The organism is Curtobacterium sp. L3-7 (assembly GCF_048756585.1).
GTDB lineage: Bacteria > Actinomycetota > Actinomycetes > Actinomycetales > Microbacteriaceae > Curtobacterium.
In genome coordinates this window covers 1073718-1100279 of record NZ_CP151474.1, presented here as the reverse complement: position 1 = coordinate 1100279, position 26562 = coordinate 1073718, and the positions used below count along the sequence as shown (strand labels likewise).

29 protein-coding genes are annotated in these 26562 nt (G+C 70.9%); 11 read left to right on the top strand and 18 right to left on the bottom strand.

The features are described 5' to 3' along the window. Together AAEP80_RS05595 and AAEP80_RS05590 are read left to right on the top strand one after the other, a co-directional pair. Positions 1-315, top strand: a complete 315-nt coding sequence (locus tag AAEP80_RS05595; protein ID WP_281266716.1) for a DMT family transporter — start codon at positions 1-3, stop codon at positions 313-315. Next, positions 316-717, top strand: a complete 402-nt coding sequence (locus AAEP80_RS05590; RefSeq protein WP_420366280.1) for a DMT family transporter — start codon at positions 316-318, stop codon at positions 715-717. 148 nt (positions 718-865) lie between these two features. Here AAEP80_RS05590 and AAEP80_RS05585 read toward each other — a convergent pair whose 3' ends face one another. Continuing rightward, complete coding sequence (locus tag AAEP80_RS05585; protein ID WP_420366279.1) at positions 866-2005, bottom strand: CE1758 family FMN-dependent luciferase-like monooxygenase; 1140 nt, start codon at positions 2003-2005, stop codon at positions 866-868. A gap of 236 nt (positions 2006-2241) precedes the next feature. On the opposite strand from AAEP80_RS05585, the gene AAEP80_RS05580 reads away from it, so the two are divergent. Beyond that, positions 2242-2712 carry a hypothetical protein gene (locus AAEP80_RS05580; protein WP_281266713.1) on the top strand — a complete coding sequence of 157 codons (471 nt, stop codon included), beginning with the start codon at positions 2242-2244 and terminating at the stop codon, positions 2710-2712. On the opposite strand, the gene AAEP80_RS05575 is transcribed toward AAEP80_RS05580, so the two are convergent. The 3 genes from AAEP80_RS05575 to AAEP80_RS05565 all read right to left on the bottom strand — a co-directional run bounded on the left by AAEP80_RS05575 (position 2709) and on the right by AAEP80_RS05565 (position 6819). Then, positions 2709-3632, bottom strand: a complete 924-nt coding sequence (locus AAEP80_RS05575) for a DUF4436 family protein (protein ID WP_420366278.1) — start codon at positions 3630-3632, stop codon at positions 2709-2711. The genes AAEP80_RS05580 and AAEP80_RS05575 overlap by 4 nt on opposite strands. After that, positions 3629-5911 carry an Ig-like domain-containing protein gene (locus AAEP80_RS05570; RefSeq protein ID WP_420366277.1) on the bottom strand — a complete coding sequence of 761 codons (2283 nt, stop codon included), beginning with the start codon at positions 5909-5911 and terminating at the stop codon, positions 3629-3631. The genes AAEP80_RS05575 and AAEP80_RS05570 overlap by 4 nt, the downstream gene beginning before the upstream one ends. A 104-nt stretch (positions 5912-6015) precedes the next feature. Continuing rightward, positions 6016-6819, bottom strand: coding sequence for a phosphatase PAP2 family protein (locus AAEP80_RS05565; RefSeq protein WP_420366276.1), 804 nt, complete (start codon positions 6817-6819; stop codon positions 6016-6018). A gap of 376 nt (positions 6820-7195) precedes the next feature. Between AAEP80_RS05565 and AAEP80_RS05560 the strand changes: the two genes are divergently transcribed. After that, the gene (locus tag AAEP80_RS05560) at positions 7196-7645 is read left to right on the top strand and encodes a DUF4383 domain-containing protein (protein WP_413600089.1); all 450 of its coding nucleotides are present in this window, start codon (positions 7196-7198) and stop codon (positions 7643-7645) included. Between the two features lie 198 nt (positions 7646-7843). On the opposite strand, the gene AAEP80_RS05555 is transcribed toward AAEP80_RS05560, so the two are convergent. The 12 genes from AAEP80_RS05555 to AAEP80_RS05500 all read right to left on the bottom strand — a co-directional run bounded on the left by AAEP80_RS05555 (position 7844) and on the right by AAEP80_RS05500 (position 18256). Next, positions 7844-9151 carry an ATP-dependent DNA helicase gene (locus AAEP80_RS05555; RefSeq protein ID WP_402727935.1) on the bottom strand — a complete coding sequence of 436 codons (1308 nt, stop codon included), beginning with the start codon at positions 9149-9151 and terminating at the stop codon, positions 7844-7846. Further along, positions 9148-11157, bottom strand: a complete 2010-nt coding sequence (locus AAEP80_RS05550) for a cytochrome c oxidase assembly protein (RefSeq protein WP_420366275.1) — start codon at positions 11155-11157, stop codon at positions 9148-9150. Before AAEP80_RS05550 ends, AAEP80_RS05555 begins: the two co-directional genes overlap by 4 nt. A gap of 112 nt (positions 11158-11269) precedes the next feature. Continuing rightward, complete coding sequence (locus AAEP80_RS05545; protein WP_022908191.1) at positions 11270-11557, bottom strand: HU family DNA-binding protein; 288 nt, start codon at positions 11555-11557, stop codon at positions 11270-11272. A 298-nt stretch (positions 11558-11855) separates the two neighbouring features. Next, entirely contained in the window at positions 11856-12161 is a 306-nt protein-coding gene (gene rpsN / locus AAEP80_RS05540) for a 30S ribosomal protein S14 (protein ID WP_071299872.1), read from the bottom strand. A gap of 2 nt (positions 12162-12163) precedes the next feature. Beyond that, positions 12164-12334, bottom strand: coding sequence for a 50S ribosomal protein L33 (rpmG, locus tag AAEP80_RS05535; protein ID WP_056123557.1), 171 nt, complete (start codon positions 12332-12334; stop codon positions 12164-12166). Next, positions 12334-12570 carry a 50S ribosomal protein L28 gene (gene rpmB / locus AAEP80_RS05530; RefSeq protein ID WP_022903747.1) on the bottom strand — a complete coding sequence of 79 codons (237 nt, stop codon included), beginning with the start codon at positions 12568-12570 and terminating at the stop codon, positions 12334-12336. Before rpmB ends, rpmG begins: the two co-directional genes overlap by 1 nt. A gap of 331 nt (positions 12571-12901) precedes the next feature. Further along, positions 12902-13597, bottom strand: a complete 696-nt coding sequence (locus AAEP80_RS05525) for an alpha/beta fold hydrolase (protein WP_420366274.1) — start codon at positions 13595-13597, stop codon at positions 12902-12904. Positions 13598-13607: 10 nt separating this feature from the next. Then, the gene (locus tag AAEP80_RS05520; protein WP_420366273.1) at positions 13608-14027 is read right to left on the bottom strand and encodes a Fur family transcriptional regulator; all 420 of its coding nucleotides are present in this window, start codon (positions 14025-14027) and stop codon (positions 13608-13610) included. Beyond that, a complete protein-coding gene (locus AAEP80_RS05515; RefSeq protein WP_413600094.1) occupies positions 14024-14938 on the bottom strand; it encodes a metal ABC transporter permease in 915 nt (304 codons plus the stop codon). Before AAEP80_RS05515 ends, AAEP80_RS05520 begins: the two co-directional genes overlap by 4 nt. After that, positions 14938-15753, bottom strand: coding sequence for a metal ABC transporter ATP-binding protein (locus AAEP80_RS05510; protein WP_420366272.1), 816 nt, complete (start codon positions 15751-15753; stop codon positions 14938-14940). Before AAEP80_RS05510 ends, AAEP80_RS05515 begins: the two co-directional genes overlap by 1 nt. A gap of 83 nt (positions 15754-15836) precedes the next feature. Continuing rightward, positions 15837-16748, bottom strand: a complete 912-nt coding sequence (locus tag AAEP80_RS05505; RefSeq protein WP_281266702.1) for a metal ABC transporter solute-binding protein, Zn/Mn family — start codon at positions 16746-16748, stop codon at positions 15837-15839. 242 nt (positions 16749-16990) lie between these two features. After that, positions 16991-18256 carry a PTS transporter subunit EIIC gene (locus tag AAEP80_RS05500; RefSeq protein ID WP_402727929.1) on the bottom strand — a complete coding sequence of 422 codons (1266 nt, stop codon included), beginning with the start codon at positions 18254-18256 and terminating at the stop codon, positions 16991-16993. A 178-nt stretch (positions 18257-18434) separates the two neighbouring features. On the opposite strand from AAEP80_RS05500, the gene AAEP80_RS05495 reads away from it, so the two are divergent. Together AAEP80_RS05495 and AAEP80_RS05490 are read left to right on the top strand one after the other, a co-directional pair. Continuing rightward, complete coding sequence (locus tag AAEP80_RS05495; RefSeq protein ID WP_144761695.1) at positions 18435-18671, top strand: PTS transporter subunit EIIB; 237 nt, start codon at positions 18435-18437, stop codon at positions 18669-18671. After that, complete coding sequence (locus AAEP80_RS05490) at positions 18668-19120, top strand: PTS sugar transporter subunit IIA (protein WP_420366271.1); 453 nt, start codon at positions 18668-18670, stop codon at positions 19118-19120. Before AAEP80_RS05495 ends, AAEP80_RS05490 begins: the two co-directional genes overlap by 4 nt. 181 nt (positions 19121-19301) lie before the next feature. Here the strand turns inward: AAEP80_RS05490 and AAEP80_RS05485 are convergent, their stop codons facing one another. Then, positions 19302-20078, bottom strand: a complete 777-nt coding sequence (locus AAEP80_RS05485; RefSeq protein WP_413600098.1) for a GntR family transcriptional regulator — start codon at positions 20076-20078, stop codon at positions 19302-19304. A 146-nt stretch (positions 20079-20224) separates the two neighbouring features. Between AAEP80_RS05485 and AAEP80_RS05480 the strand changes: the two genes are divergently transcribed. The 5 genes from AAEP80_RS05480 to AAEP80_RS05460 all read left to right on the top strand — a co-directional run bounded on the left by AAEP80_RS05480 (position 20225) and on the right by AAEP80_RS05460 (position 25732). Beyond that, positions 20225-20848, top strand: a complete 624-nt coding sequence (locus AAEP80_RS05480) for a response regulator (RefSeq protein ID WP_402727927.1) — start codon at positions 20225-20227, stop codon at positions 20846-20848. Continuing rightward, on the top strand, positions 20845-22035 hold the full coding sequence (locus AAEP80_RS05475) for a sensor histidine kinase (protein ID WP_420366270.1): 1191 nt from the start codon (positions 20845-20847) through the stop codon (positions 22033-22035). Before AAEP80_RS05480 ends, AAEP80_RS05475 begins: the two co-directional genes overlap by 4 nt. A gap of 90 nt (positions 22036-22125) precedes the next feature. Further along, complete coding sequence (locus AAEP80_RS05470) at positions 22126-24126, top strand: bifunctional lysylphosphatidylglycerol flippase/synthetase MprF (RefSeq protein WP_420366269.1); 2001 nt, start codon at positions 22126-22128, stop codon at positions 24124-24126. Next, complete coding sequence (locus AAEP80_RS05465; protein ID WP_420366268.1) at positions 24123-25559, top strand: alpha/beta hydrolase; 1437 nt, start codon at positions 24123-24125, stop codon at positions 25557-25559. The genes AAEP80_RS05470 and AAEP80_RS05465 overlap by 4 nt, the downstream gene beginning before the upstream one ends. After that, on the top strand, positions 25556-25732 hold the full coding sequence (locus AAEP80_RS05460) for a hypothetical protein (protein ID WP_420366267.1): 177 nt from the start codon (positions 25556-25558) through the stop codon (positions 25730-25732). The genes AAEP80_RS05465 and AAEP80_RS05460 overlap by 4 nt, the downstream gene beginning before the upstream one ends. 150 nt (positions 25733-25882) lie before the next feature. Here the strand turns inward: AAEP80_RS05460 and AAEP80_RS05455 are convergent, their stop codons facing one another. Further along, positions 25883-26452 (bottom strand): GNAT family N-acetyltransferase, encoded by a 570-nt coding sequence (locus tag AAEP80_RS05455; RefSeq protein WP_402727922.1) that lies wholly within the window; start codon positions 26450-26452, stop codon positions 25883-25885. Positions 26453-26562 lie beyond the last annotated feature (110 nt).

Below are 26562 nucleotides of genomic sequence, written 5' to 3'. Positions count from 1 at the left end.
ATGACCTGGATCGTCCTGGTCCTCTCCGGCGTGCTCGAAGCGGTGTGGGCCACCGCACTCGGCGCGTCGAACGGGTTCAAGAAGGTGGTGCCGACGATCGTCTTCGTCCTCGGCATGGCCGCGAGCATGGCCGGCCTGGCGTACGCGATGACGGCGATCCCGGTCGGCACGGCCTACGCGGTGTGGGTCGGCATCGGTGCGTCGCTCACGGTGCTCGTCGCGATCGCCCGGAAGCAGGAAGCCGCGTCGTTCGGCCGGGTCGCCCTGGTGCTCGGCCTGGTGGCCTGCGTCGTCGGACTCAAGGTGGTGAGCTAGATGGCTTGGATCGTCCTCTTCGTCAGCGCCGCGCTCGAGACCGTCTGGGCGACCGCCCTCGGCCAGAGCCACGGCTTCACCCGGCTCGAGCCGACCATCGTCTTCGCGATCACGATCGTGATCAGCCTCGTCGCGTTCGGCTACGTCCTGCAGCACATCCCGATCAGCACGGCGTACGCGGTGTGGACGGGAACCGGCGCGGCACTCACGGTGCTCTGGGGCATGGCCACCGGCGCCGAGCCCGTCACGGTGCTCCGTCTGGCGTTCATCGCCGGCATCGTCGGCTGCGTCGTCGGCCTGAAGCTCCTGCCGGCCCGCCCGGCCGCGCCCGCCTCCCCGGCGCGGGCCCCCGCGCCCGCCTCCCCCGCGCCCGCCTCCCCCGCCCGGTCGAATCGCGCGTAAGGAGTCGAAACGCGCGTAGGAGGTCGGTTCTCCCGACCTCCGACGCGCGTTTCAGCTTTCCCCCGCACGTGACATGGGTGGGAACCACCGACGGACGGGAGGCCCGGCGCCAGCTGGCACCGGGCCTCCCGTCATGCGGATGGTGCGATCAGACCGACGCACCGGTCCACTCGTCGACAGCGGCCACGTGGTCGGTGCCGACCGTGCCCGCTGCGCGCGCAGCGGCGACACGCTCCGCGTGCGACGGCGGGTTCGACGGCACGCCTGCCGGGCGCCCCTCGTCGTTGATCTTGCGGAGCTCCGGCACGATGTCCGACGCGAGGATGTCGATCTGCTCGAGGACCGTCTTGAGCGGCAGGCCCGCGTGGTCGACGAGGAACAGCTGGCGCTGGTAGTGCCCGACGCTGTCCTTCATCGCCGCGTACCGGTCGATGACCTGCTGCGGCGACCCGACGGTCAGCGGGGTCTGCTCGGTGAAGTCCTCCATCGACGGCCCGTGCCCGTAGACCGGGGCGTTGTCGAAGTACGGGCGGAACTCGGCGACGGCGTCCTGCGAGTTCTTGCGTGCGAAGAACTGCCCGCCGAGCCCGACGATCGCCTGGTTCGCGGCACCGTGCCCGTAGTGCTCGAAGCGCTGCCGGTAGAGCCCGACCATCTGCGCGGTGTGCTCGATCGGCCAGAAGATGTTGTTGTGGAAGAAGCCGTCGCCGTAGTAGGCGGCCTGCTCCGCGATCTCCGGCGTGCGGATCGAGCCGTGCCAGACGAACGGCGCGACACCGTCGAGCGGACGCGGCGTCGAGGTGAAGCCCTGCAGCGGCGTGCGGAACTTGCCCTGCCAGTTGACGACCTCGTTCTCCCAGAGCTGGCGGACCAGCGCGTAGTTCTCGATCGCCAGGTTCACGCCCTGCCGGATGTCCTGCCCGAACCACGGGTAGACCGGGCCGGTGTTGCCTCGGCCCATCATCAGGTCCATGCGGCCGTCGGAGATCACCTGGAGCATCGCGTACTCCTCGGCGATGCGCACCGGGTCGTTCGTCGTGATGAGGGTCGTCGACGTCGAGAGCGTGATGTGCTTCGTCCGCCCGGCCAGGTAGCCGAGCATCGTCGTCGGCGAGGACGCGACGAACGGCGGGTTGTGGTGCTCACCCGTGGCGAAGACGTCGAGCCCGGCCTGGTCGGCGTGCTCGGCGATCGTCATGATGTCGCGGACGCGCTGCGTGTCGTCCGGAGTGGTCCCCGTGGTCGGGTCGGTCGTGACGTCACTGACCGTGAAGATGCCGAACTGCATGATGCCGCCTTCCATGAGATCGATGCGTTTGCATCGAACTGCCGGGTACAACGTAGCGCACCACACGGTATTCCCGCGAGCAGCGGACCCACCACGCGACCGAGCAGCGGGCTCGCCCGCGACCGGGCAGCGGCCCGCTCCTGTCCGCCGAACTGCGGACCGCGGGAGCCCGCCGATCCGCGTAGCGTCGAAGCGGAACCCCTCACCAGGTTCGCTGATCAGGACGAGGTTCCACCGTGACGACCATCACCTCGACAGCCGCACTCGTCGACGACGAATGGGTGCTGCGCTGCGTCGACTACCCGGCGATCGAACACCACGGCGCGTGGCTCGACGACGTCGTCGTCCAGCACCGCACGATGGTGCACGACTTCGCGGGCGAGACCCCGCGCATCGAGTTCGTCGTCGGCGACCCCTCGACCGCCTCCCGCATCGCCGCCGTCCGCTGCGCGAGCGAGCGCGCGCGGGCGATGCGCGCCGAGGCCCGGGCGCTCGAGGAGGCCGTCGCCGACGACCGCGACGCCCTGGTCGCACGGCTCACCGAGCTCAACGTCGCGCCGTCCGAGATCGCCGAGATCCTGGGGCTGTCCGTCCGCGCCGTGCGCGACGAGCTCGGTTCCGACGAGGAAGCACGGATCGCCCGGCGGATCCTCCGGACCCTGCACCACGCCGACGAGCCGCAGCCCGCGGAGGGGCAGCGCGACTAGGCGTCGTCCTCGATCACCCTGCCGCGCAGCACCTTCGACTCGCGCCACAACAGGTACGCGCCCGTCCAGACGAACATGATCGCGACGAGCGCCAGACACGGGAACAGGAAGACGAAGTCGAGCGTCGTCCCGATCGGCGGCGCACCCGGCATCGCGGACCGCAGCGCCGGGAACGACAGCAGCGTCGCGCTCAACCAGATCACGTTCGCGAACTCGAGCCTCCGCCGGAGGATCGCGCTGCCGACCGTGACGACCGCCATCAGCGTCGTGAACAGGATCGCGAGGATGTAGAACGACACGATCACGATGCTCAGCGCGTCGCGGTGTCCGTCGATCTGCATCGGGACCAGCGTGCGCCCGTCCTGCTGCTCGGCACCGGAGCGCTCGGCCTGCATGTTCCACGGCCGCGCGGAGTTCGACATGTCGACCTGGAAGGGGACCGCTCGACCGGTGTCGTCGTTCTGCACGCTGAGCTGGAAGTTCGCGAACGGCTGGTCGAACGGGTACGAGGTGTCACCGCGGTCGAGCGTCAACGTCAACGAGGTCGCGTCCACCACGGACTGACCGGGGAACGTCACGACGCTCGTGGTCACGCCGCCGCTCGACACCTCGATGCGCAACGGCTCCGAGATCTCACCGGCCTTGTCGCCGACGAAGTCCCCGTGCGGGATCGGCAGCACGTTCGCCTGCATCACCCGGTTCGACAGGTCGACGTCCTGCACGCTCATCCGCAGCGACATGTAGTTGCCGGTCCGGTCGTTCGGCCCGGACACCGGCACGGTCGTCGTGGTCTTCAGGGCTCCGGAGAGCCCGATCACGACGTAGTACACCGCCAGCAGCACCACCGCGACCAGCAGGATGATCGGCGCGGGGTTGCGTCGTGTGCGCCGTTCCGGCGGGGCTTCGGTCGTCTGCGTCATCGGTTGCTCCCGGACTGGTCGTCAGGTCGGATCGGACTGGAGGCTGTGGTGCCGCCCGGTGGGTCGGCTCCCGGAGGTGGGCCGGTCGCCACCGGGGCCGTCGGGCTCCCGCCGGTCGCCCGGCGGCCCGCCACCGTGGCGGCGAGCGCGAAGAGCAGCATCGCGAGGAGCGGCACCATCGCGCCGGGGAACTCGGTGACGTTGAACGTGGTGATCTGGTCGGCGAGCTGGGACGCCTCGGTCTCGCCCTTCGCGACCGCGGTCGTCACCGTCATCGCGTTGGCCTGCGATGACCGGTTCGACGCCACCTGGATCTGCTGCACGGCGGTGTCGGGAGCGTTCACGGCGTCGGCGAACACCCGGATCGCCACGTCGGCCTGCTTGCCGGGGTCGAGCGGGATCAGGCACGAGAACGTCGTCGTCGCCACCGAGCAGTCGACCGGTTGCTCGTCGACCTCGACGTCGACGTTCCGGTAGACCATGCCGGTGCTCATGCGGGCCGAGAACGTGATCGCCACGGTGGCGCCGGACGCGTTCGGCCCGAGCGTGCCGCGCATGTCGGCTGCCGTGCCCGGCATGATCCGCTGCGTCCCGAACCGCAGGTCCATCGGGAGCGCGCCGTTGCTCGTGCCGGCACCGTTCCCGCCACCCGAGCCGGAGCCGCCGCCGGAGCCGCTCCCCGGGGCGCTCGACGGGGCGCTCGACGGAGGGGCCGCTGGTGTGGAGGGCGTTGCCGACCCGGCACCCGCGCCGGCGTTCCCGCCGCCGCCGTTCGTGCCGGACCCGGCGGAGGCGCCGGACCCGCCCGTCGGGGTGGAGCCACCGCCTGCCGGAGCCGAGGGCGCCCCGGGAACGGGAGCCGAGCCTCCAGGCCGGGTCGTCGGCGGAGTCGGCGTGACCGGCATCTGCCGGACCGTGAAGCCGAGCGTCGCGCGTGCCGAGGTGATGCCGCCGTACGTCTGCGAAGCGGTGATGTTCACCGCGCCGTACGCGAACCGCGGCGACGGCGTGCAGGACCACAGGCCCCCGCTGTCCGCGGTCGCCGTGCACATCGCGGTGGGGCCCTGGAAGACCGTCACCACGGCACCCTCGACCGCCTGTGCGCCGCGGATGACCGGGGTCGCGTTCGTCGTGACCGACCCAGCGCTCGGCGACGTGAAGACCGGGGCGTTGAGCGGGACGACCTCGAGCGTCGCGGAGGACACGACCGGGGAGTCCGGGTCGGTGCTCGACACCGTGCTGGTCGCGATCGCGTAGGTCGTGCCGGGAGCCGTTCCCGCCGGAGCTGCCCCCGTGACGGTCACCACGACCGAGGCACCAGGCGCAAGTGTCCCCAGCGCGACCCCGCCGGGCAGCGCCGAACAGTCCGCCGCGGCGCCGTCGACCGTGCACACGGTGGCCGGGAAGCCGCCGAGGTCCGCGGTGAAGGTGACGTCCCTCGCCTCGCCGTCGCCGGTGTTGTCGATCGTGATCGTGTGGGTCGCCTCGCGCGTCGGCACGAGCTCGGTGGCGCCGGACTGGGTGATCGAGAACGTTGCCGGCGCGAGGACGGTGAAGGTGCTCGTCGCGACCGGGGAGGTCTGGCCGAACCGGTCGGTCTGCGTGGCGGTGACCGTGTGCTGGCCCACGGTGAGCGGCTCGCTCGGAGCCGGGCAGCTCCACGTGGCGGTGGCGTCGGCCGGGATCGCGCACGGGGCCTGGTCGTCGAGCGTGACGGTCGCGGCGTTCCCGGCCGTCTTCGTGCCGGTGATCGTCGGCTGAGTTGCGATGGACTCGCTGCCGTCGGCGGGTGCGGTGATGGTCGGGGCGCCGGGGGCCGCCGGCGCGACGATGCCGACCGAGTACGTCCCGGACTCGAGCCCCGAGATGACGGACGTCCCCTGGACCGTCTGCGGCGCATCGGCACCCGGGGCGATCGTCAGCGTGATCGCGACCTGGTTGTTCACACCCCAGGTGCTCGTCCCGCAGTTCGCCTGCTGCCCGCCGTTCACCGGGGCACACGTGAACTGTCCGAGCCCCGGCGCCGGGACCGACTGCGCGACGGTGATCGTCGTGTCCGGGGGCGCGGTGATCGTCCACGTGCCGAACCCGGCCGACTGGTTCTGGACCACCGCCTGCACCGAGGCACCGGGTGTGCCACTGACCGTGCCGACCTGGGTCATCGCGCTCGCGGGGGCGCTCGGGATGACCACGGCTGCGATCGCGAGGACGAATCCGAGCGCAGCGGCGAGCGTCCGCTGGCGGCGACGTGTCGTCCCCGCGGTGTGCTGCGCCCGCATGCTTCCCCTCGTCCGCGGCGGGTCCCGACGCCGCTGACACCGACGACGCTAGTCGGAAAGCGCAGCCACCGACCGACGCGTTACCGGGCTGTGACACGGCGTGCTCAGACGGGTGCGGGCACCCCCTTGGTGTTCGTCGTGGGGGCGGTGTGGTGCATGCCGTCCGCGAGCCACACCGCGGTCACCGCGAGGAGCACGCTCACCGACGACGCCATCCGCCCCGCCACGAGCATCGCGTCGTGGTCGTGCCCGCTGCCGTTCGTCACCGCGAGCACGAGCGCGGCGATCCCCACGGCGAGCGTCACCCCCGTCGAGACCAGCAGCACCGCCGTCACCACGCGTCGGGGACCCCGGCGGCCGTCCCGGTCTCCACGCGCACCACGGTCGACGACGGGCCCGACGGCACGGACCAGCCCCACCCAGAACAGGGCGACCGCACACGCGCCGACGATGTCGCTCACCCGGTGCCAGCCGTAGACCACCGTCTGGTTCGCCACGAACACCGCGTACGCGGCGCCGAGGAGCAGCACGATCGGCCGGAACCGACGGGGTGTGACCATCAGGACCGCGAACAACGCCGCCATCGCGATCGTCGCGTGACCGGACGGGTACGAGTTCGGCGTCGTGGACCCGGCGATCTCCGGGCGCACGGCGATACGCTTGAGGAGCGTGGAGGTGCCAGCCGAGGCGAGCACCACCACACCCGCCGCCAGTCCGACGGCGAGCCGCCTCCGTGCGAACGCGACGGCGGCGATCACCACGACCAGCAGCAGGATCACCGGGACCGAGATGACGTTGAGTGCGGTGTCCGACCCGAACAGGTCGGTCTCCCGGACCCCGCCGAGCGCGGAGTCCTCGACCCGTTGCCCGAGCGGCGTCAGCACGGCGACCGCGTAGACGAGAGGCACGACCACGAACCCCAGAGCCGACAGCACAGCCCACCGGAACCGGCGCGAGACGCTCGGTCCGCGCCCGTCGTCGCGCGGATCGGACGCTGTGCGCTCCGGCGTACGGGTCACGGGGATCGTCCTCCTCGGGGTCGTCGTCGCGGGCCTGGTGGTGCGCCTCGTCACGGCGCTCCGGACGGGCGGTCGCCCGAGCGGATCGTCGGCCGTTCGATTGGGTCGGTCGGGGTCGAACACGATACCGTTGTCGCGCCGGTCGGAACCTGGGAACCAGGGCCCGATCGGCCTGTTCCGGCAGGCAGCGACCAGCAACGCTGGACGCACCGCGCCGCAGGAGTCAGCCACGACGACCCTCGTGGCGCAAGAAGAGGAGACCGAAGTGGCCGTCAAGGAACCGAGCATCATCGCATCGCCGAACCGCGCACTCGCGCTGACGGTCGGTACCCTGCTCGTCATCTGGGGTGTCCTGGGCTTCTTCTTCGCCGGTGACGGTGGCCACGCGTTCTTCGGCGACTCGGGCGGCATGCTCTGGAACGCCTTCCAGGTGAACCCGGCACTCGCGTTCCTGTGGACGATCCTCGCCGCGGCGCTCTTCATCGTCGGACTCGGCAACACGATCGGGTCCCGCAACGTCAACCTCGTCGTGGGCGTCGTGCTGATCGTCCTCGCGGCGTACGGCTTCGTGTTCGTGAACACCTCGGCCAACGTCTTCGCGCTGAACACCACCGACAACGTCTTCAACGCCATCGTCGGCGTGGTGCTGCTCCTCACCGCGCTCGGCGCCGACAAGCAGAACATCCGCGCGCTGCGCGCCTCGGCCACCGCCTGACGCGTTCCGCCACACCTCGACGCCCGTCTGCCGGTCGGCAGGCGGGCGTCGTCGTGTGTGGGGTGCGGGCGGGGTGGTCGCTGGCACCGACGACCGACTCGGAACGACAGACTCGCTGTCGTACGACAACGGTGGTGTCTCTCGTTGCACGCGCAACGACCCGCGCAGCGCGAGCCCACGTGCCCGGCGGCGACGTGCTCAGGACTCGGTCGTGTCCTTCGGGGCCTCGAGCTGCGTGGCGACGATGCGCGGGGCCTCTGACATGAAGCGCCGGACGTCGAGGTCCACGATGATGTCCTGCGGGCGCAGCGGTCGGCTCAGGTAGAGCCCGTCGAGCGAGGTCAGCCGCGACAGCGCGACGTAGGTCTGCCCAGCGCTGAACACCCGGTTGCCGAGGTCGACCACCGCCCGGTCGTAGGTGCTGCCCTGCGACTTGTGGATGGTGACCGCCCAGGCCAGGCGCAGGGGGAACTGCTGGAACTCCCCGACGGTGTCCTTCTTCAGTTCCTTCTTGTCCGCGTCGTAGGAGTACTTGAACTTCTCCCACACCGACGGCTGCACCTCGAAGGACTCCCCGTCGACGTCGACCCACACGGTGTCGCGGATGGTCTGCACGATGCCGAGCGTGCCGTTCACCCAGCGCTGGTCCGGGTCGTTGCGGAGGAACATCACGTGCGCCCCCGGCTTGAGCTCGAGCGCTTCGTCGGCGGGGAAGTTCCGCCCGCCGAAGTCGCCGTTGACGTCCGCCCTGGCGGTCTTCGTGGCGCCGGGCAACCGGTCGAGCGCGGCCTTGTTGATCTTCGCGACGGTGTCGTTCCTGGTCGCGAGCGTGATGGCGTCGTCCGGCGCCGGCCGGGCTCCCGCTTCGTTCAGGCGACCCGCGATGTCCGCCGTGACCCGCCCGTGCCGCACTGCCGTGAGCATCGCGGCGAAGGCGTCGTCGCGCTGCCGGTGCACCGTCGCGAGCTCGATGATGTTGAGCTCGGCTTCGAGCCACACCTTCGCGTCGAAGAACCACAGCGACCGGTAGTGGTCCGTGAAGTACGCGCGCTCGTCGGCGTCACCAGGGACCGGGGGCAGCTGGTACGGGTCGCCGAACATGACGACCTGCACCCCGCCGAACGCCTCGAACTGGCGCCCGCGGGCCTTGCGGAGCGAGCGGTCCATCGCGTCGAGCAGGTCGGCGTTGACCATCGAGACCTCGTCGATGACCAGGGTGTCCATCGTGTTGAGGAGCTTGCGGGTCTCCGGTCCCTGTCGCAGTTCGGCGTCGGCGATGAGCCCGATCGGCAGCCGGAACAACGAGTGGATCGTCTGGCCGCCGACGTTGAGGGCCGCGACACCGGTCGGCGCGCAGATCACGACCTGTTTCTCGGTGTTCCAGGCCAGGTGGTTCAGCAGCGTGGACTTGCCCGTACCCGCACGGCCGGTGATGAACACGTGGTCGCGGGTGGACTCGATGTACTCGAAGACGGCCCGCTGCTCGGCGCTGAGCTCGACGCTCACGGGGTGCTCGCCTCGGAGTCCGCGCTGACGTCGTCGAAGTCGTGCTCCGCCGCCTGCACGGAACCGTGTTCCGGACCTCGCGGTTCTGTGTCCACTGCGGGGTGCTGCGGCCGACCAGCACCGGCGGTGCCCCGTCGCACTCGCACGAGCCCGACGACGAGCACCGTCACGAGCAGCAGGACCCCGGCGACGACGAGCACGACACCGCCCCGGGCCTGGTCGACCAGGGGGTCTGGGCCCCACGTGCGACCCATCGCACCGAACCACGACGCCTGCAGCAGCCCGAGGGGCCCCTGCATCGCGATGCCGAGCGACACCAGCCCCGCAGCGACGACGACTGCACCGACGGCGCGCACGAGGAACGCGGACCACGACGGCCTCCGGGCACCAGCGGCGATCGGCGTGAGGAGCGTCGGGAGTGCCAGGAGCCCCACCAGCAGGAACACCGTGTCGATCACGGTGCGTCCGGTCGGGTCGCTCGTGGACCAGCGCAGGGCCTGGGTGCCGAAGAATGCCCACCAGATGCCGGCGAGCAACAGGAACGCGGGGAACGGTTGCGCGAGGTACCGGACGGCCGGGTGGTCGACGATGACGTCCGTCCACTCGCGGACACCCGTGCTGTCGTCGTCACGCGGCAGCACCGCGGCACGGATGAGCTGCACGGGCGCCGACGCCCAGACGAGCCCGGGCACGACGAGCCCGAGCAGCACGTGCGCACCGACGTTCGCGGAGACCAGGAAGCGGTCGTAGTCGTGCAGCGAGCCGGACGTCGCGACGACCAGGCACACGATCGCGATCGCGGCGGCCACCGACCGGCGGACCGGCCACGAGACGCCCCGACGGCGCAGGCGGACGACCCCTGCCACGTACGTCGCCGCGAGCAGGACCGCCGCCATCAGCCAGAACAGGTCGAGGTTCCAGGACGTCAGCCAGCCCCAGGTTCCCGGAGCGTGCGGGAGGAGGTCGTCGGTGAGGAGCTCCGCCGGGGACGGGTTCGTGGTCTTGCTCAACGCGATCTGGTCGACCGGGGTGGCCGTGCGACCGAGCGCCGCGGCGAACCCGGACGCGACACCCATCACCGCGAGTTCCACGACGACGAGGAACCAGAACGGGCGCGACCGACCCGGCGTCGACACGAGCGAGGAGATCGTGCGACGTCGTTGCACCGCGCCGAGCACCCCCATGGCGACGATCGCACCGATCTTGACGAGGATCAGGACGCCGTACGGGGTGAACAGGTTCGACAGCGCGCCGACCCGGATCTGTGCGGAGGCGACGCCGGACACGGCGACGAGCACGAAGCACCCGAGCGCGATGCTCGAGTACCGACCGACGAGCGGAGCCAGGCGGTCGGCGGGGACGACACCCCGGACGAGGACCAGCATGAGCAGCCCGCCGATCCAGAGCGCCGCACCGACGAGGTGCAACCCGAGGGCCGTGACGACGGCGGCGTGGCTGGCCGTGCCGGCGGCGTGCCCCTGCTGCGCGAGCGGGATGAGCCCGATCATCGAGACGCCGGCGGTGAGCGCGACCATGCCACGCGACCGCACGGCGAAGCACAGCACGGTGACCGCTGCTGCGACGAGGACGGTGACCAGCCACGCGAGACCGAGGTCGGTGCCGGTGAGGAAGACCCCCATCGACTGCCCGAACTGCTCGTCGAGGCTGACCTTCGACCCGGCGACGCTCAGGAACGTGAAGAAGGTGGTGACCGCCGAGGCGACCGTCCAGACGCCGGCCGACGCGGCGGCGACGTCGATCGCCCGGTTCCACTCGGGGGCGGTGCGCGAGAGGCCGACGGTCGCGAGGGCGAGTCCGCCGATCGTGGCGGCGGCGGACAGGTCGACGAAGACCCGGGCGATCGGGAGCCCGAACCGCACGACGGCCCCTGGGTCGGCGATGAGCGCGGCGTTCGCTCCCCCGCCGATCACGAGCGCGACGAGGACCGCGACGAACGCGACCAGCACGAGCACGGCTGGGCCGCTGACACGTGCGATCCGGTTCACCAGGACAGCCTACGGGCGTGCCAGACCCCCAGCAGAATCGCCGGCGGCAGATGTGGAGAACGAAACGACGAAGGGGACGGCGAAACGCCGTCCCCTTCGTGCCGGAGCAGTCTTACTTGACCGCAGCCTTGAGCTTCGAGCCGGCGCTGACCTTGACCGAGTCGCTCGCGGCGATCTCGATGGCCTCACCCGTCTGCGGGTTGCGGCCGGTGCGGGCGGCACGGTGCGTCTTCTCGAAGGCGATCCAACCGGGGATCGTGACCTTCGTGCCGTCGGCGACGGAGCCCGAGACGACGCTGAAGAGTGCGTCGACGACGCCGTTGACGGTGGCCTGGCTCTGGCCGGACTCGGCGGCGACGGCCGCGACGAGCTCGGTGCGGTTCAGTGACTTGTCAGCCATTGGATGTCCTCCTCGGACTTCTTGCGTATCGGTCGGACGCACGTGGCGTCCGTTGCCCCGGGCGGTTGCCCGGTGCTTCGGATCAGCGGACCGGAGCCCGGCGGAACCGGAGTTGAAACTACCAGCAGGGTGGGACGAAACCTGCCGACTCGCCCGGGTTTCCGGGGTTGTTGAGGTGCTGGAGTGACAGATGTGACGAATGTGACGAACTTGTCCCCCGAGAGCGAACCGAGTTCACCCGCGGACGACGAACGCCCCGCCACCGGTGAGGGTGACGGGGCGTTCGGGAAGCGAGTGCTTACCAGGAGCTCTTCGTGATGCCGGGGAGCTCGCCACGGTGGGCCATGTCGCGGAAGCGGACACGGCTGATGCCGAACTCACCGAGGTGGCCACGGGGGCGACCGTCGATGGCGTCGCGGTTGCGGTAGCGGATCGGCGAGGCGTCGCGGGGGAGCTTCTGCAGCCCCACGCGAGCGGCCTCACGCGACTCGTCCGTGCCGTTCGGGTCCACGAGGGCCTTCTTCAGCTCGAGACGACGGTCGGCGTAGCGCGCGATGATCTCGGCGCGCTGGTTGTTCTTCGCGATCTTGCTCTTCTTCGCCATGCTTAGCGCTCCTCACGGAAGTCGACGTGCTTGCGGACCACCGGGTCGTACTTCTTCAGCACGAGACGGTCCGGGTTGTTGCGACGGTTCTTCTTGGTCACGTAGGTGAACCCGGTGCCCGCCGTGGAGCGGAGCTTGATGATCGGACGAACGTCCTGACCCTTCTTGGCCATCAGATCTTCTCCCCACGGGCGAGGAGGTCCTTGACGACGGACTCGATGCCGCGTGCGTCGATGACCTTGATGCCCTTTGCGCTGAGCGTGAGCGTGACGTTACGACGAAGCGAGGGCACGTAGTACGTCTTCTTCTGCACGTTCGGGTCGAAGCGGCGCTTCGTCCGGCGGTGCGAGTGCGAGATGTTGTGTCCGAAGCCGGGGGTGGCTCCGGTCACCTGGCACACTGCTGCCATGGTTTCCTCCTGTTGAGTACCGTGCGGCCGATCGGCCACACCCAAGGTCACTTGCCTGGCACGCACGCGCGTCGCCACCGACGGTGGTTCTGCGAGGGGGCTGTGCGTGCCGCCCGATCCGGCCGCGGCGTTCGCGACGGCAGGAGGGCTGAACAACTGGGCCCGCGCAGGCGCGGACCAGCCATCCACATTACGGGACGGCCGGGCGTGTCGCAAGTCGGCCTCCGGTCTGGAGGCCCGGGCCGGCCCCGCAACGCGACCGCGGCCCTGCAGGTGGTCACGTCCACCGGCCGCACGTGCGTCGCGGACGGAGGCGCGGTCTCCCGGTCGGCTACGGACCGACCGCGGGCTTCGGTGCCAACGCGTGGACCAGCAACTCGCCGAGCCGCCTCGGCGCCGTGAACATCGGCCAGTGGCCGGTGTCGAGACCGACGATGGTGAGTTCCTCGGTCGCGACGAGCTCGGCCGCCCACGCCTGGTGGTCGGCGACCATGGCGGCGAGCTCCTCTGGTCGGATCTCGCACGTGACGACCGTCGCCGGGATCGTGTGCCGTGCGGCGTCGTCGTAGTGGAACCGGTCGACGGGCAGTCGAGCGGGCTCCGGGATCGCACGGTGCTCGAAGGCGGCGCGGAGTTCCGGCGTCATCCCCCGTAGGGTCGCCGGCTCCCAGAAGTCCCACGGCGGCAGCGGTACGACGCCGTCCACGACCGGCAGTTCGTCGTTGACGCAGCCGCCAGCCGGGCCGGGGAAGGTGTCGACGTAGAGCAGGTGCCCGACGAGCGACGGACGCTGGTCTGCGGCCATGTACGCGATCGGCCCGGCGCCGGAGTGCCCGGCGAGCGCGACCGGTTCGTCCGCGGTCGCGACGTCGTCGAGTCGCTCGACGATCGCCGCCACCTGCTCGTCGAGCGAGTCCCCGTCGCGGGTGAGGGCCTCGACGGAGTGACCGGCCTCGCGGAGGACGGGCAGCACCTCGTCCCACGCGTCCGCTTCGAGCCAGAAGCCCGGCACCAGGATCACGTGCATGGTGTGGACGCTACGCGGACGCGTTGCCGCGTGCTGCCGTGCACGCTGCGCATTCGCCGAAGATGTCGACCACGTGACTGGCGTTCGTGAACCCGTGCTCAGCGGCGACCTGCTGCGCCCACTGCTCGACCGGGTCGGCTTGGATCTCGACCGTCCGACCGCAGTTCCGGCAGATCAGGTGGTGGTGGTGCTTGTCCGTCGTGCACGCCCGGTACAGCGACTCGCCGTCCTGCTGGAGCGAGTCGGCGTCCCCCTCGGTCGCGAGGTCCGCGAGGGCCCGGTAGACCGTGGCCAGGCCGATCGTCGAGCCGCCTTCGCGGAGGTGCGCGTGCAGCGCTTGTGCGCTGACGAACCCCTCGGTGGAGTCGAGCGCGCCGCGGACGGCTTCGCGCTGCCAGGTGTTGCGCTTGGGCTTCTGGACGGCGTTCACGCGTTCACTCCTTCCGTGCGACGCGACGGCGCCGCGGTCGTGTCGTGTTCGTCGCGGACCGCGACCCGGTCGCGACCACGACGTTCCTTCCGGGCACCGAGGATCCGGCACACCACCCAGATGGCGAACGAGATCGACGTCACGTACGGGCTGATCGGCAGACCGCCGCCGAGTGCCAGCAGGATGCCACCGACGACCGACACGACCGCGAACACCATGCTCAGCACGGGGACCAGGACGGGGTGCACCGTCAGCCGGAGTGCCGCGGCAGCCGGTGTGACGAGCAACGAGAGCACGAGCAACGCGCCGACGATCTGCACGGAGACCGCGGTCGCGAGCCCGAGCAGCAGCATGAAGACGAGCGCCAGGGTGCGGACGGGGACACCGGCCGCCGCCGCGACGTCCGGGTCGACGGACGAGAACATCAGCGGGCGCCAGATGACCAGCAGGGCGATGACGACGATCGCGCTGATCACGACGAGCGACTGCAGCTGGGGCTGGTCGACCGAGACGATCTGCCCGGTGAGCAGCCCGAACTTGTTGGCTGCGCGGCCCTTGTAGAGCGCCAGGCAGAGGATCCCGAGGCCGAGCCCGAACGGCATCAGCACCGCGATGATCGAGTTGCGGTCGCGCGCCCGGGAGCCGAGCAGCCCGATGAGGAGCGCCGCGATGACCGACCCGACGAGCGAGCCCGTCACGACGTTCACCCCGAGGAGCAGGGACGCACTGGCGCCGGCGAACGAGAGCTCGCTGATGCCGTGCACCGCGAACGGCATGTTCCGCGCGACCACGAACGGGCCGATGAGTCCGCCGACGACGCCGAGCACCGCACCCGCGATGATCGAGTTCTGCACGAGCGCGAGGAGCTCGCCGTAGTCCTGGAACGAGAAGATCGTCGACCAGACGTCCATCAGATCCGCCCTTCGTCCGGCGCCGCAGCGTGCGGGTCCGGGTCGCAGTGGTGGTCGTGGGCGTCGTTCGCGCCGACGATCACGATGCGCCCCATCGTCCGGACGACGTCGACGGGGGTGCCGTACAGGTCGCTCAGCACGTCGGCGCGGAGCACCTCGTCCGGCGATCCGATGCGGAACCGACCACCGGCGATGTAGAGCACCCGGTCGACCACGTCGAGGATCGGGTTCACGTCGTGCGTGACGAACAGCACCGCGGCGCCCCGCTGGCGGCGCTGCCGGTCGATGAGTTCGGTGACACCGCGCTGGTGGCGCAGGTCGAGGGAGATGAGGGGTTCGTCGCAGAGGAGCAGTGCGGGGTCGGCGGCGATGGCCTGCCCCACCCGGGTGCGCTGCTGCTCGCCGCCGGACAGTTCGGCGACGGGTGCGTCCGCGAACGCGGTGGCACCGACCTCGTCGATGATGCGGTCGATCCGTTCCCGCTCGGCCTTCCGCTCCGGCCGGATGCCCCATCGGGACCCGGTGACACCCTGCGCGATCATGTCCCGGGCGCGGAGCGGTGTACCGGAATCCATCAGACGCTGCTGCGGGATGTAGCCGATCTTCCGGTGCCCGCGGCGGACGGGTTGGCCGAGGAACGACATCGTGCCGCCGGTCAGCCGCTGCTGCCCGAGCACGGTCTTCAGCAGGCTCGTCTTGCCGGCACCGTTCGGGCCGAGGACCGCGAGGAACTCCCCCGGCGCGACGTCGAGGTCGAGGCCGTCCCAGAGCTTGCGGGTGCCGTAGGACAGGCCGGCGTCGCGGAGCGCGAGCACGGCGGAACCGCCACTGCGCTCAGCAGTGGCGGTTCGCGGGTCCCGTCGGGGCTGGGACCGGTCCTGTCGGGGCTGGACCGCTGTCACTTCGCCAGCGCCGCCTGCACCGCGTCGATGTTCGCCTGCTGCCACGAGACGTAATTCTTCCCCTTCGGGAGCGTCTCCGTGACACCGACCACGGGCACACCGTTGTCCTCTGCGGCCTTCTTGACCTGCTCGGTCTCCGGGCTCGAGGTCTGCTCGTTGTACGCGAGCAGCTTCGCGGTGTGGCTCGAGTAGAGCTTCAGCGTGTCGTTGAGCGCTGCCGGCGGGACGTCGTCGCCCTCCTCGATCGCCTCGGAGAAGTCGTCCGGCGTGACGTTGTCGAGGCCGATCGCGTCGAAGAGGTACCCGGGGACCGGCTCGGTGTACGTCACCTTCTCGCCGTCGTACTGCTTCTTCAGGTCGGCGGTCTGCGACTCGAGGTCCTCGAGCTTCGACGTGAGCGCCTCGGCGTTCTTCTCGAAGGTCGCCTTGTCCGCACTGTCGAGCGTGCCGAGCCGCTTCGACACGTCGGCGACGAACTTGACCATCGTCGGGTAGCTGTAGAACACGTGCTCGTTGAACTCCGCGTCGCCGCCCTTGTCGAGGCCGGAGAGCTTCACGACGTTGATCGTGTCGGCCTTGGTCTTCGAGGAGTCCGACAGCGTCGTCATGAAGTCGTCGTACCCGCCGCCGTTCTCGATGAGGAGGTCGGCCTTCGACACCGCGAGCTGCGTCTTGGCGCTGGACTCGAACGAGTGCGGGTCCTGCGAGGGGTCGTTCAGGATGCTCGTGACGTCGACGTGGTCGCCGCCGATGGTCTCGACGAGGGAGCCGTAGACGTTCGTGGAGGCGACGACCTTGATCGTGTCGTCACCGCTGTCGTTCGTGGACGCGGAGGAGGTCGCGCAGCCCGTCAGGGCGAGCGCGGCGGCGCCGGCGACGAGCGGCAGGGCGAGGAGGCGGTTGTGCATGTCGTCAACGCTAGCCGTTGATGATAACGATTGTCAAAACCGGTATCAGCCTTGAGTTTCCGCGTCGGGGGGTCGGTTCGCGCGTGGGAGGTCGTTTCGCGCGTAGCAGGCTTGAATTTCCGGCCACCCACGCGGGATTCCGCTTTCCACTCCGGTCGCGATGGGAAGGAACGTGCGCAGAGACGGACGGGAGGCACGGTGCCAGCTGGCACCGTGCCTCCTGTCCGACCGATGGTCGCGTCCTACGCCTTGGTGGCCGCCTCGATCGTGTTCTCCGCGATCGTGTCGTCCTCGCGGCCCGGCGTCCGCAGGTTCCACTTCCTGATCACCCAGCCGAAGAGGAAGTAGTAGATCACCGCGTAGCCGAGGCCGATCGGGATGAGCCAGATCGCCCCGTCCGCCTTGCCGAAGTTCAGCACGAAGTCGATCGCCCCAGCCGAGAACGAGAACCCGTCGTGGATGCCCAGCGCGTTCACGAGCGCCAGGGACGTCCCCGTGAGCACCGCGTGGATGATGTAGAGCGGGAACGCCACGAACATGAACGAGTACTCGAGCGGCTCGGTGATGCCCGTCACGAACGAGGTCAGCGCGGCGGAGAGCATGATGCCGCCGACGAGCTTGCGGTTCTGCGGCTTGGCGTTGCGCCAGATCGCGAGCGCACCGGCCGGCAGCGCGAACATCATGATCGGGAAGAAGCCGGTCTGGAAGATGCCGGCGGTCGGGTCGCCCGCGAGGAAGCGCGCGATGTCACCGTGGTAGGTCACGCCACCGGTCGTGAAGCTGCCGAGCTGGAACCACGGGAAGAAGTTGAGCAGCTGGTGCAGGCCGATCGGGATGAGCATGCGGTTGACGAACCCGAAGATGCCACCACCGATGACGGCGTTGTCCGCGACGGCCTGGCCGGCTGCGGTCAGCGCGATGTCGAAGTAGCGGTACACGAAGGACATGAGCACCGCGATGATCAGACCGGCGACCGCGGTCAGGATCGGCACGAGGCGACGACCGGAGAAGAACCCGAGGAAGTCGGGCATCTTCGTGCGGTGGAACTTCTGCCAGAGCCACGCGGAGACGAGTCCCATCACGATGCCGCCGAGGACGCCGAAGTTGATCGTCGCCTGGGCGCCGTTGGCATCCTTCACCCCGGCGAGCACGATCGGTGACATCGCCGCGAAGACCTGGTACATGACCATGTAGCCGACGACCGCGGCGAGCGCCGTGGTGCCGTCGGACTTCTTCGCCCAGCCGATCGCGATGCCGACCGCGAAGAGCAGCGGCAGCCAGGTGAACACACCGTTGCCGGCGGCCGCGATGATCGTGGCGCCCTTCTCGAAGCCGGGGATGGCGCCGAGCATGTCGGACTGGCCGAGTCGGAGCAGGATGCCCGCGGCGGGCATGACCGCGATGGGGAGCAGCAGACTCCGGCCGAGCCGCTGGGCGTTGGCGAAGAGCTTGCTCTGCTTCTTCGGCGTCTTCTTCTCCGGCACATCCGTGGCAGCAGTCGTGCTCATCGGAGTTCCTCTCGTCATTGGGTGGAGCTGGTCGGGGTGAGTTGAGTCGCGCAGCCGGCGCAGGTAACCTCGGCGGTATCGCCAGGTCCGGTCCTGTCCGGTCATGACCAGTACGTAGTGTCGATGACCGCGCACGGCATGTCAACCTGGACGCGCACCCTTAACGAGGAGGAAACAGATGGCCGACATCAAGGCTGCCGACATCATCGCCGCGCTCGGCGGTGCCGACAACATCGAAGAGGTCGAGGGCTGCATCACACGCCTCCGCGTCGAGGTCGAGGACGGTGACCTCGTCGACAAGGGCGCGCTCCAGGCCGCCGGTGCCCAGGCCGTCGTCGGTGGCGGGACCGGTTGGCAGGTCATCGTCGGTCCGATCGCCGACAACCTCGCGCAGGACATCCAGGACGAGCTGTGACCGTAGTCCTGACGCCGTTCGCCGGGCCGGTCGTCGCTCTCGCCGACGTGCCGGACCCGGTGTTCGCCGGGCAGCTCGTCGGTGCAGGTGTCGCGGTGGACCCGACCGGTGTCGAGGGCACGGTCACCGCGGTCGCACCCGTCGACGGCACCATCGTGAAGCTGCACCCGCACGCCTTCGCGCTGCAGGGCACTGCGGGGACGGACGTGCTCGTGCACGTCGGCATCGACACCGTGAAGATGTCGGGCGAGGGGTTCGAGCTCCTCGCGGCCGAGGGTGACACCGTCGCCGCCGGGGACCCCGTCGTCCGCTTCACTCCGGCGACGATCACCGCGGCCGGCTACTCCCCCGTGTGCCCCGTCGTCGTGCTCGGCTCGGCGCCGGACTCGATCGCACAGGGCGCCGTCGGCACCACGGTCACCGAGGGCGACACCCTCTTCGAGGTCTGACCCCCGCCGGTACCCCTTCACCAAAGCGACAGTTCGCCGCCGAGCCCGCACGACCCCCTCGCGAAGGCGACAGTCTGCCGCCGATGTTCCGCGGCAGCCTGTCGCTTTCGCGGTCCGGGCGAGCGCGGGCAGCGAGCGCGGGCAGCGAGCGCGGGCAGCGAGCGCGGGCAGCGGGCAGCGGCTACACGACGGACTGCGTCGCGGTGACCTCCATCTGCACGCGGTAGCGGTCCGACCGGTACCAGCTCATCGCGTGCTCGACCGGGCGGTCCCGCGAGTACGACACCCGGTCGAACTCGAGCACGGGTGCGCCGGTCTTCGTGCCGAGCAGCGTGGCGACGTCGTCCGCTGCCGGCTTCGCCGCGACCGTCTGCTGCGCGCGGTCGATCGGCAGGCCGTACTCGTTCGCGACGATCGAGTACACCGACCCGGACAGGTCGTGCTCGAGCAGCCCGGGGAACGCCCCCGCGGAGAGCCAGGCGTCGTCGATGGACACCGGCGCCCCGTCCGCCATGCGCAGGCGCTTCACGTGGTACGCCGTGTCGGTGTCCCCCAGACGGAGCGCAGCGGCGGTGTCGGCCGGCGGCACTCGTTCTTCGCGGACCAGCACGACCGTCGTCGGTACGTGCCCCATCGCCCGCATCTCCTCGGTGAACGACGCCAGGTGCAGCGTCGACTGCACGGGCCGGTGCGCCACGAAGGTGCCCTTGCCGCGGACCCGTTCCAGGTACCCCTCGTTGACGAGCTGCCCGAGGGCCTCGCGCACGGTGATCCGGGAGACGCCGTACTCCGCGATGAGCTGGCGTTCGGACGGGATCGCCGCACCAGGCGCGAGTCGCACCGTCGCGAGTTCGAGGAGGATGCGCCGGAGCTGCTGGTGCTTGGGCTCGGCTCCTTCGGTGATGCGGGTCGTCATCGGCTCCTCGTGCTCCATCGCGGTGGTTCGGCAGCTGGTCATGGGCGGACATGACCAGTTGCCATCACACTAGCGAGTCACGACCGTCCAGTCGATGTGCATGACAGAACGCGACATGTGGACGGATTCTCACCGATCCCGGAGGGGGCCCTCTGGGACGCTCCATCGGAAGCTGCCAGGATGTCGCCGTGACATCCGTGGTGATCATCGACGACGAGGGGCTCGTCCGCTACGGCTTCGGGCTCATCCTCGGGGCCGCCGACGACATCGAGGTCGTGGCGAGCGGCAACGACACCGACGCCTTGTCGATCGTCGCCGAGCACCACCCCGACGTCGTCCTGCTCGACGTCCGGATGCCCCGGATCAGCGGCCTCGACCTGCTCGCCGGGATCACGGCGATGCCGGACCCCCCTGCGGTCGCGATGCTCACGACCTTCGACGCCGCGGAGCACCTGGGCCGGGCGATGGAGCTCGGAGCAGCGGGCTTCCTACTCAAGGACACCGACCCCGAGCACCTCGCGCAGTACGTCCGCGTGCTCGCCGCCGGTGGCGTGGTGCTCGCCCCGGGGCTCGACCGGACCCGGCTCTTCGCGCAGACGTCCGAACCGGTCGCCTCGCCGCCGCTCTCCGATCGTGGGCGCGAGGTGCTCCGGCTCCTCGCCGACGGCGCGAGCAACCCGGAGATCGCCGCCCACCTGGGCGTGAGCACCGGCACCGTCAAGGAGGACGTCCGCGGCCTCCTCGCCGCCTTCGGCGTCACGAGCCGCGTCCAGCTCGCGCTCCGCGCCGCAGCCGCTGGCCTGCTCACGTGAGCGCACGAGGAATCCGGCGGCTCGTCAGGGCGACCGACGGGAGGCTCGACACGGCGGTCGACGCCGGCCTGCGCTGGGTGCGCGCGCACCGGGCACCGTGGTGGCTGGTCGACGCCTTCTTCGTCGCCGCCGCCGTCGCGGACGCCGTCCTCGACATCTCGGGAGCGACGCAGTTCGAGACCGCGATGTCCCTGGTGGCCGCCGCCGCGCTGCTCCTCCGGCGCCGGCTCCCCGTCACCGCGTTCGCGCTGACCCTTCCCGGGCTCTTCATCGGCTCGGCGGTGGTCGCCTCGGCGGTGGCGCTGTTCACGATCGGCGCGCGCACCCAGCGGCGGTGGGTGATGCTCCTCGCCGCGGTCGTCGAGTTCATCGGCTTCAGCGGGTTCGTCGGCCCACCGCAGACGCTGGACGACATCGTCGTGTCCATCATCTACGCGCTCATCTTCGCGCTCGGCCCGATCTCGATCGGGCTCCTGGTGCAGACCCGCGCCAGCCTCACCGAGCGCCTGGTGGAACGCGACGCCGCCCGGGCGGACGAACGCCGGCAGGCGGCAGCCGTGGCGCTCTCACGGGAGCGGGCCCTGCTCGCGCGCGAGATGCACGACGTCGTCTCGCACCAGGTCACGCTCATCGCGGTCCAGGCGGGCGGGATGCAGATGGCTGGCAGGGACGAGGCCGAACGCGGGTTCGCACGGACGATCCGGCAGCTGTGCGTCGTGACCCTGCAGGAGCTGCGCGAGATGGTCCAGGTCCTGCGCGCATCGGGTGGCACGGACCGCGAGATCGCTCCGCAGCCGGTGCTCGCCGACCTGCAGCGGCTCATCGACGACTCCGGACTGGACACCCGCACGGACGTCGCCCTGCCGGAGACCCTCGCGCAGCCGGTCCAGCGCGCCGTGTACCGCTTCGTGCAGGAGGCACTGACCAACGTCCGGAAGCACGCCCCCGACGCCGCCGTCCACGTCACCGGGCTCGTCGAGGACGGTGACGTGGACGTCCGCGTGTCCAACGGGCCGGCACGGGGCGCACGGCTCGAACTCCCCGGATCCGGCCTCGGACTGATCGGGCTCGGCGAGCGTGCGTCGTTGCTCGGGGGCTCGCTCGAGAGCGGTCCGACCGACGACGGCGGGTTCGCACTGCACCTCCGGCTGCCCGTCGAGCACCTGCCCCCCGCCCCGACCGCCTGATCCGACGGCCAGCCCGGGATGGCCGACCGGCCAGCGCGGTTCAGCCCGCGGGTCGATGTCCCCCGCTCGCTGATCCGCTGTGATGCAAGGGTGCGCATCACTCCCCTCGTCGCTCGGCTCCGTCGGTACCCGGTGACCGTCGTCGTCACGGCCGTGACCGTCGCGCTCGTCGCCGCCGCACGGCTGAACGGGTCCGAGCCGGACTTCCCGCACCACCCGCCCGTGGCGTGCGTCGCGTTGCTCGCCCTGCTCGTCGCGACGGCCGTGTCCGAGCGCGCGATCGGATCGGTCCGGACGATCGTCGTGGGTCTCGTGGTCCCGACCGTCGCGATCCTCCTCACCCGGGTCGCGGTCACGGTCGGCGCCGCCCTCGGTGAGGCCCACGCCGAGGTCGCCCACGGGCAGCAGCTCATGGCGCCGAGCACCGTCGCGGTGGCGCTCTTCGCCGCGTCCTCCGCTGCGCTGCCCACGCAGCGCCGTCGGCGCGTCCGCACGGTCCTCTGGACGGTGACCATCACCCTGCTGCTCTTCGCCGGCCACGGGTCGGACGTGGCCCGTGCCCTGGCCGCGCTGCTCGGGGTGGCGAGCGGCGCGCTCGTGCTGGGTCGAGCCTCCCGTCCGGCCCGTCGTGACCCGCTGTCGGTCCGCACCGTCGTCACGGCCGCGCTCGCGGCCCTCGGCTCCGGATCGCTCGTGACGCTCGTCGTCCCCGATCCGGACGGCGTCCTCTCGCCGTTCGCCGACGCGATGACCGACCGGGCCGTCGTACTGGTCGGTGCGCTCCTGCTGCTCGCGGCCTGGCTCGTGTCGCACGGTCGGCGGGCCGGCGTCGTCGTGGCGGTGACCGTGCTCGTGGTGGTGACCGCCGTGCTGGCGGACGCGTTCGTCATCGAACCGATGACCGCCGACGCGCTGCAGTGGCAGGGCCTCGGGCTCGACGAGATCGAGTGGCAGATCACGCTCATCGGTGCGTGGGTCGTGCCGGCCGGGGTGCTCCTCGCCGTCCTGCTGCTCCGCGACCGCCTGGTCAGGGGGCGGTTCCGTGCGGCGACCAGCACGACCGACCTCGTGGCGATGCTCCGCGACGGCGACGCCGGGACCCTCGGGCACATGGGGACCTGGCGGGGCAACGCCGTCTGGTCGCACCCCGAGGGGCTCGGTGCCGTGGCCTACCGGGTCCGCGGGGACGTCGCACTCACCGTCTCCGACCCGGTGTGCTGTGCCGACGACCGTGCCGCGGTGATCGCGGGGTTCGTCGTGCACTGCGACCAGAACGGCTGGACGCCGGCGTTCACGAGCGTGCACGCACCGGTGCGGGAGGTCCTGGCTGCCGAGGGGTGGACCGCGCTGCCCGTCGGGGTCGAAGCCGTGCTCGACGTCACCACGTTCGACCTGCGCGGGAAGCGCCGACAGGACCTGCGCACCGCGTCGAACCGCGCCGATCGCGAGGGTGTGCGTGACGAGTGGACCCGCCTCGAAGCGCTCGACGCCGAGCAGCGCGCACAGGTCGAGGCGATCTGCACCCGCTGGGCTGCCGATCGTCGTCTGCCGGAGATGGGGTTCACGCTCGGCGGGTTCCGGGAGCTCGACGACCCGGACGTCCGTCTCGCGCTCGCCGTCGACGCCGAGGAGCGGGTCGTCGCGGTGACCAGCTGGCTGCCCGTGTACGCGCACGGGACCCTCATCGGCTACACGCTCGACGTGATGCGTCGCGGGGACTCAGGGATGCCCGGCGTGATCGAGTTCCTGATCGCCAGGACCGCCCTGCGCTCCCGCGAGGCCGGGCTGACCATGCTGAGCCTCTCCGGCACGCCGCTCGCCGCGCACGACCCGACGGCACGCGGGGTGCTCGACCGGGGTTCGCTGCTCGTCTCGCGGGTCCTCGAGCCGGTCTACGGGTTCCGCTCGCTCCAGCGCTTCAAGGAGAAGTTCGGCGCAGCGCACGAGCCCCTGTGGCTGGTCGTCCCCACGCCCCTGCACGTCCCACGGGTGGCACGGGCGCTCGCGAGTGCGTACGTCCCCGGGTTCCGCCCGCGGCACCTGCTCGAACTCGGCCGGGCACACCGCGCGGCGGCCGGAGCACGTTCGTGACGGACCCGTTCCACTGGCTGATGGGCACGCGGCTGCAGGTACCGACGAAGCTCGTGCCGGCCGACGTCGTGTTCGTCGTGCTCGTCCTGCTCGTGGCGTTGCCGGCGTTCCGGTCGACCGGGCGCGACGGAGGCGGCGGGGGCAGGTGGCCAGACCGCGCTGCCTGGCGCCGGACCGGGTTCCGTGCGCTCGGCGCCGTCGGCGGTGGGCTCGTCGGGCTCCTCGCCTGCTGGGTGGTCGGCGACCTGCTCAACGCCTTCGACGTGCGGTTGACCGACGTGACGCGGATGTGGGTGGCCTTCGCCTTCGCCGGGCTCGGGCTGGCCGCCGTCGGTCTCGTGCAGGGCGGACGGGTCCGACGTGTCCTCGCGGCGGTGCTCGTCCCCCTCGCGCTCCTCGTGCCCGCGCTCGGCGTGAACGTCGACTACGCCGCGTACCCGACGCTGAACGCGCTCGTCCAGACCGATCCGTTCCCGGCGCTCGACCTGGGTGCCGAGACCGGCGCTGTCGGGGCGGCGGCCGGCGCCGGCACGTCCGGGTCCGCCAGCGCCGGCGCGGCCGGGTCCGCGGGTGCCGGCGCGGCCGGTGCGGCTGGCGCTTGGGCTCCGCCCGCGACGATGCCCGCCACCGGCCTGGTCGGCACCGTGCGGATCCCCGGCCGCGAGTCCGGCTTCCCCGCCCGCCCCGCAGTCGTGTACCTGCCGCCGGCGGCCCGCACCGCCGACCCGCCGCCGCTGCCCGTCATCGTGTCCCTGTCCGGCCAGCCGGGCTCACCGAGCGACATGTTCACCGTCGGCGGCCTCGCGACCACACTGGACGCCTACGCCGCCGCCCACCACGGGATCGCGCCGATCGTCGTGTCGGCCGACCAGCTCGCCGTTCCCGGGCACAACACGATGTGCGTGGACTCGACCATCGGCAACGCCGCGACCTACGTCACGCGGGACGTCCCCGACTGGATCACGTCTCACCTCCGCGTCACGACCGACCGCCGCGGGTGGGGGCTCGTCGGGTTCTCGCAGGGGGCGACCTGTGCCATGCAGTTCCTCGCCGGGCACCCCGACCGGTTCAGCGCTGCCCTCGCGATCTCCAGCGAACCGCAGCCGATCGACCGCTCACCGCAGAACAGCGCGGACGAGGCGTTCGGCGGCTCCCTGAGTCGCTGGCGAGCCGCCGCACCGGGTGCGCTGATGGCCGCGAACCGCCCGTACTCGGACACGTCGGTGTGGCTGACCGCAGGGTCCACGGACGGCGAGTTCGTCCGGTCCGCCCAGCACCTCGGGTCGGCGGCACGGGCGGCCGGGATCCGCACGAGGGTGGCATCGGCACCGGGCAGTGGCCACGACTGGAACACCGTGCAGTGGTCCGTGTCGAACGAGCTCCCGCACGAGGCGGACGTCCTGCTCACCGCTCCTGGCGTGGTGCACGGATGAACGACCACTCGGCGATCACAGCGATGCGCGTGGTGGTGTTGGGGATCGCGGTGTTCGTGGCGGTCGTCGTGCTGACCTGCTGCTCGGCGGCGTGGGCCCTCGGCAGCGTGCTGCTCGTGCTCGCCACCGTCGCCGGCGCGTTCGTCGTCACGCTCGGCGCCGGGCGACACTGACGAGGGCCGCGCCCCCGCGCCGCGCCGGGGCCGGCGCCGGAACGATCGAGTCCGCAGACAACGGGTCCAGACCGCCCGGCATCGGCCCACTTCCGCGCACTCGATCACTGGACCGACGAGCGATTCGCCGGGCGACGCTGACGCGGGCCGTCAGGCGTTCGCGACGAGCCAGTCGTACTGGGCGTCGGTCAGCGCACGATCGGCCCAGACCTGCCGTTCGACACCGCTCGGCGTCGGCGCGGCGGTGGAGCCCTGCCACACGAGGGACAACCCGGCGCGGGCGAGCACCGTCGCGGAGGCGGGGTTGTTCGTCAGCACCCGTCCGGTGATCGGCGTTCCCGGGGCGGTCTCGAGCGCAGCACTGACGGCCGCCCGAGCGATCTCGGTCGCGTAGCCGTGGCCCCACGCGCTCGGTGCGAGGCGGTACCCGAGGTTCCACACCCCACCCGCGGTCATGTCGACGCCGCCCACCCCGATCACGACGCCGTCGTGCCGGATCGTCCACGACCCGAGCCCGTGCCGGACCCGCCCGCCGATCTTCCGCTGGACGAGGTCCTGCGTCTGCTCGCGCGACACGTGTCGACCGGAGGGCAGGTGGGTCCAGGTCCGGGCATCGGCGTAGATCGCGTGCACGGCGTCGATGTCGGCCGGTGTCACGGGGGTCAGGACGAGGCGATCCGTTCGGATCTCCTGCGGGGCGCTCAGGAGCTGGTGGACCATGTGATGATCATCTCTCCGACCACCGACATCCGCGTGAACACCACGCGACGATCCGTCGGACCGGCCGAAGTCGACCGAGGGGTTTTTCATTCGGGGATGCTTTTTCACTG

Bases quoted from the DNA above. Each gene is read 5' to 3' on its own strand.
- AAEP80_RS05595 (WP_281266716.1), top strand. From the start codon at position 1: ATGACCTGGATCGTCCTGGTCCTCTCCGGCGTGCTCGAAGCGGTGTGG.
- AAEP80_RS05590 (WP_420366280.1), top strand. From the start codon at position 316: ATGGCTTGGATCGTCCTCTTCGTCAGCGCCGCGCTCGAGACCGTCTGG.
- AAEP80_RS05585 (WP_420366279.1), bottom strand. From the start codon at position 2,005: ATGCAGTTCGGCATCTTCACGGTCAGTGACGTCACGACCGACCCGACC.
- AAEP80_RS05575 (WP_420366278.1), bottom strand. From the start codon at position 3,632: ATGACGCAGACGACCGAAGCCCCGCCGGAACGGCGCACACGACGCAAC.
- AAEP80_RS05570 (WP_420366277.1), bottom strand. From the start codon at position 5,911: ATGCGGGCGCAGCACACCGCGGGGACGACACGTCGCCGCCAGCGGACG.
- AAEP80_RS05545 (WP_022908191.1), bottom strand. From the start codon at position 11,557: ATGGCTGACAAGTCACTGAACCGCACCGAGCTCGTCGCGGCCGTCGCC.
- rpsN (WP_071299872.1), bottom strand. From the start codon at position 12,161: ATGGCGAAGAAGAGCAAGATCGCGAAGAACAACCAGCGCGCCGAGATC.
- rpmG (WP_056123557.1), bottom strand. From the start codon at position 12,334: ATGGCCAAGAAGGGTCAGGACGTTCGTCCGATCATCAAGCTCCGCTCC.
- rpmB (WP_022903747.1), bottom strand. From the start codon at position 12,570: ATGGCAGCAGTGTGCCAGGTGACCGGAGCCACCCCCGGCTTCGGACAC.
- AAEP80_RS05525 (WP_420366274.1), bottom strand. From the start codon at position 13,597: ATGCACGTGATCCTGGTGCCGGGCTTCTGGCTCGAAGCGGACGCGTGG.
- AAEP80_RS05515 (WP_413600094.1), bottom strand. From the start codon at position 14,938: ATGGACGTCTGGTCGACGATCTTCTCGTTCCAGGACTACGGCGAGCTC.
- AAEP80_RS05505 (WP_281266702.1), bottom strand. From the start codon at position 16,748: ATGCACAACCGCCTCCTCGCCCTGCCGCTCGTCGCCGGCGCCGCCGCG.
- AAEP80_RS05500 (WP_402727929.1), bottom strand. From the start codon at position 18,256: ATGAGCACGACTGCTGCCACGGATGTGCCGGAGAAGAAGACGCCGAAG.
- AAEP80_RS05495 (WP_144761695.1), top strand. From the start codon at position 18,435: ATGGCCGACATCAAGGCTGCCGACATCATCGCCGCGCTCGGCGGTGCC.
- AAEP80_RS05485 (WP_413600098.1), bottom strand. From the start codon at position 20,078: ATGACCAGCTGCCGAACCACCGCGATGGAGCACGAGGAGCCGATGACG.
- AAEP80_RS05460 (WP_420366267.1), top strand. From the start codon at position 25,556: ATGAACGACCACTCGGCGATCACAGCGATGCGCGTGGTGGTGTTGGGG.
- AAEP80_RS05455 (WP_402727922.1), bottom strand. From the start codon at position 26,452: ATGGTCCACCAGCTCCTGAGCGCCCCGCAGGAGATCCGAACGGATCGC.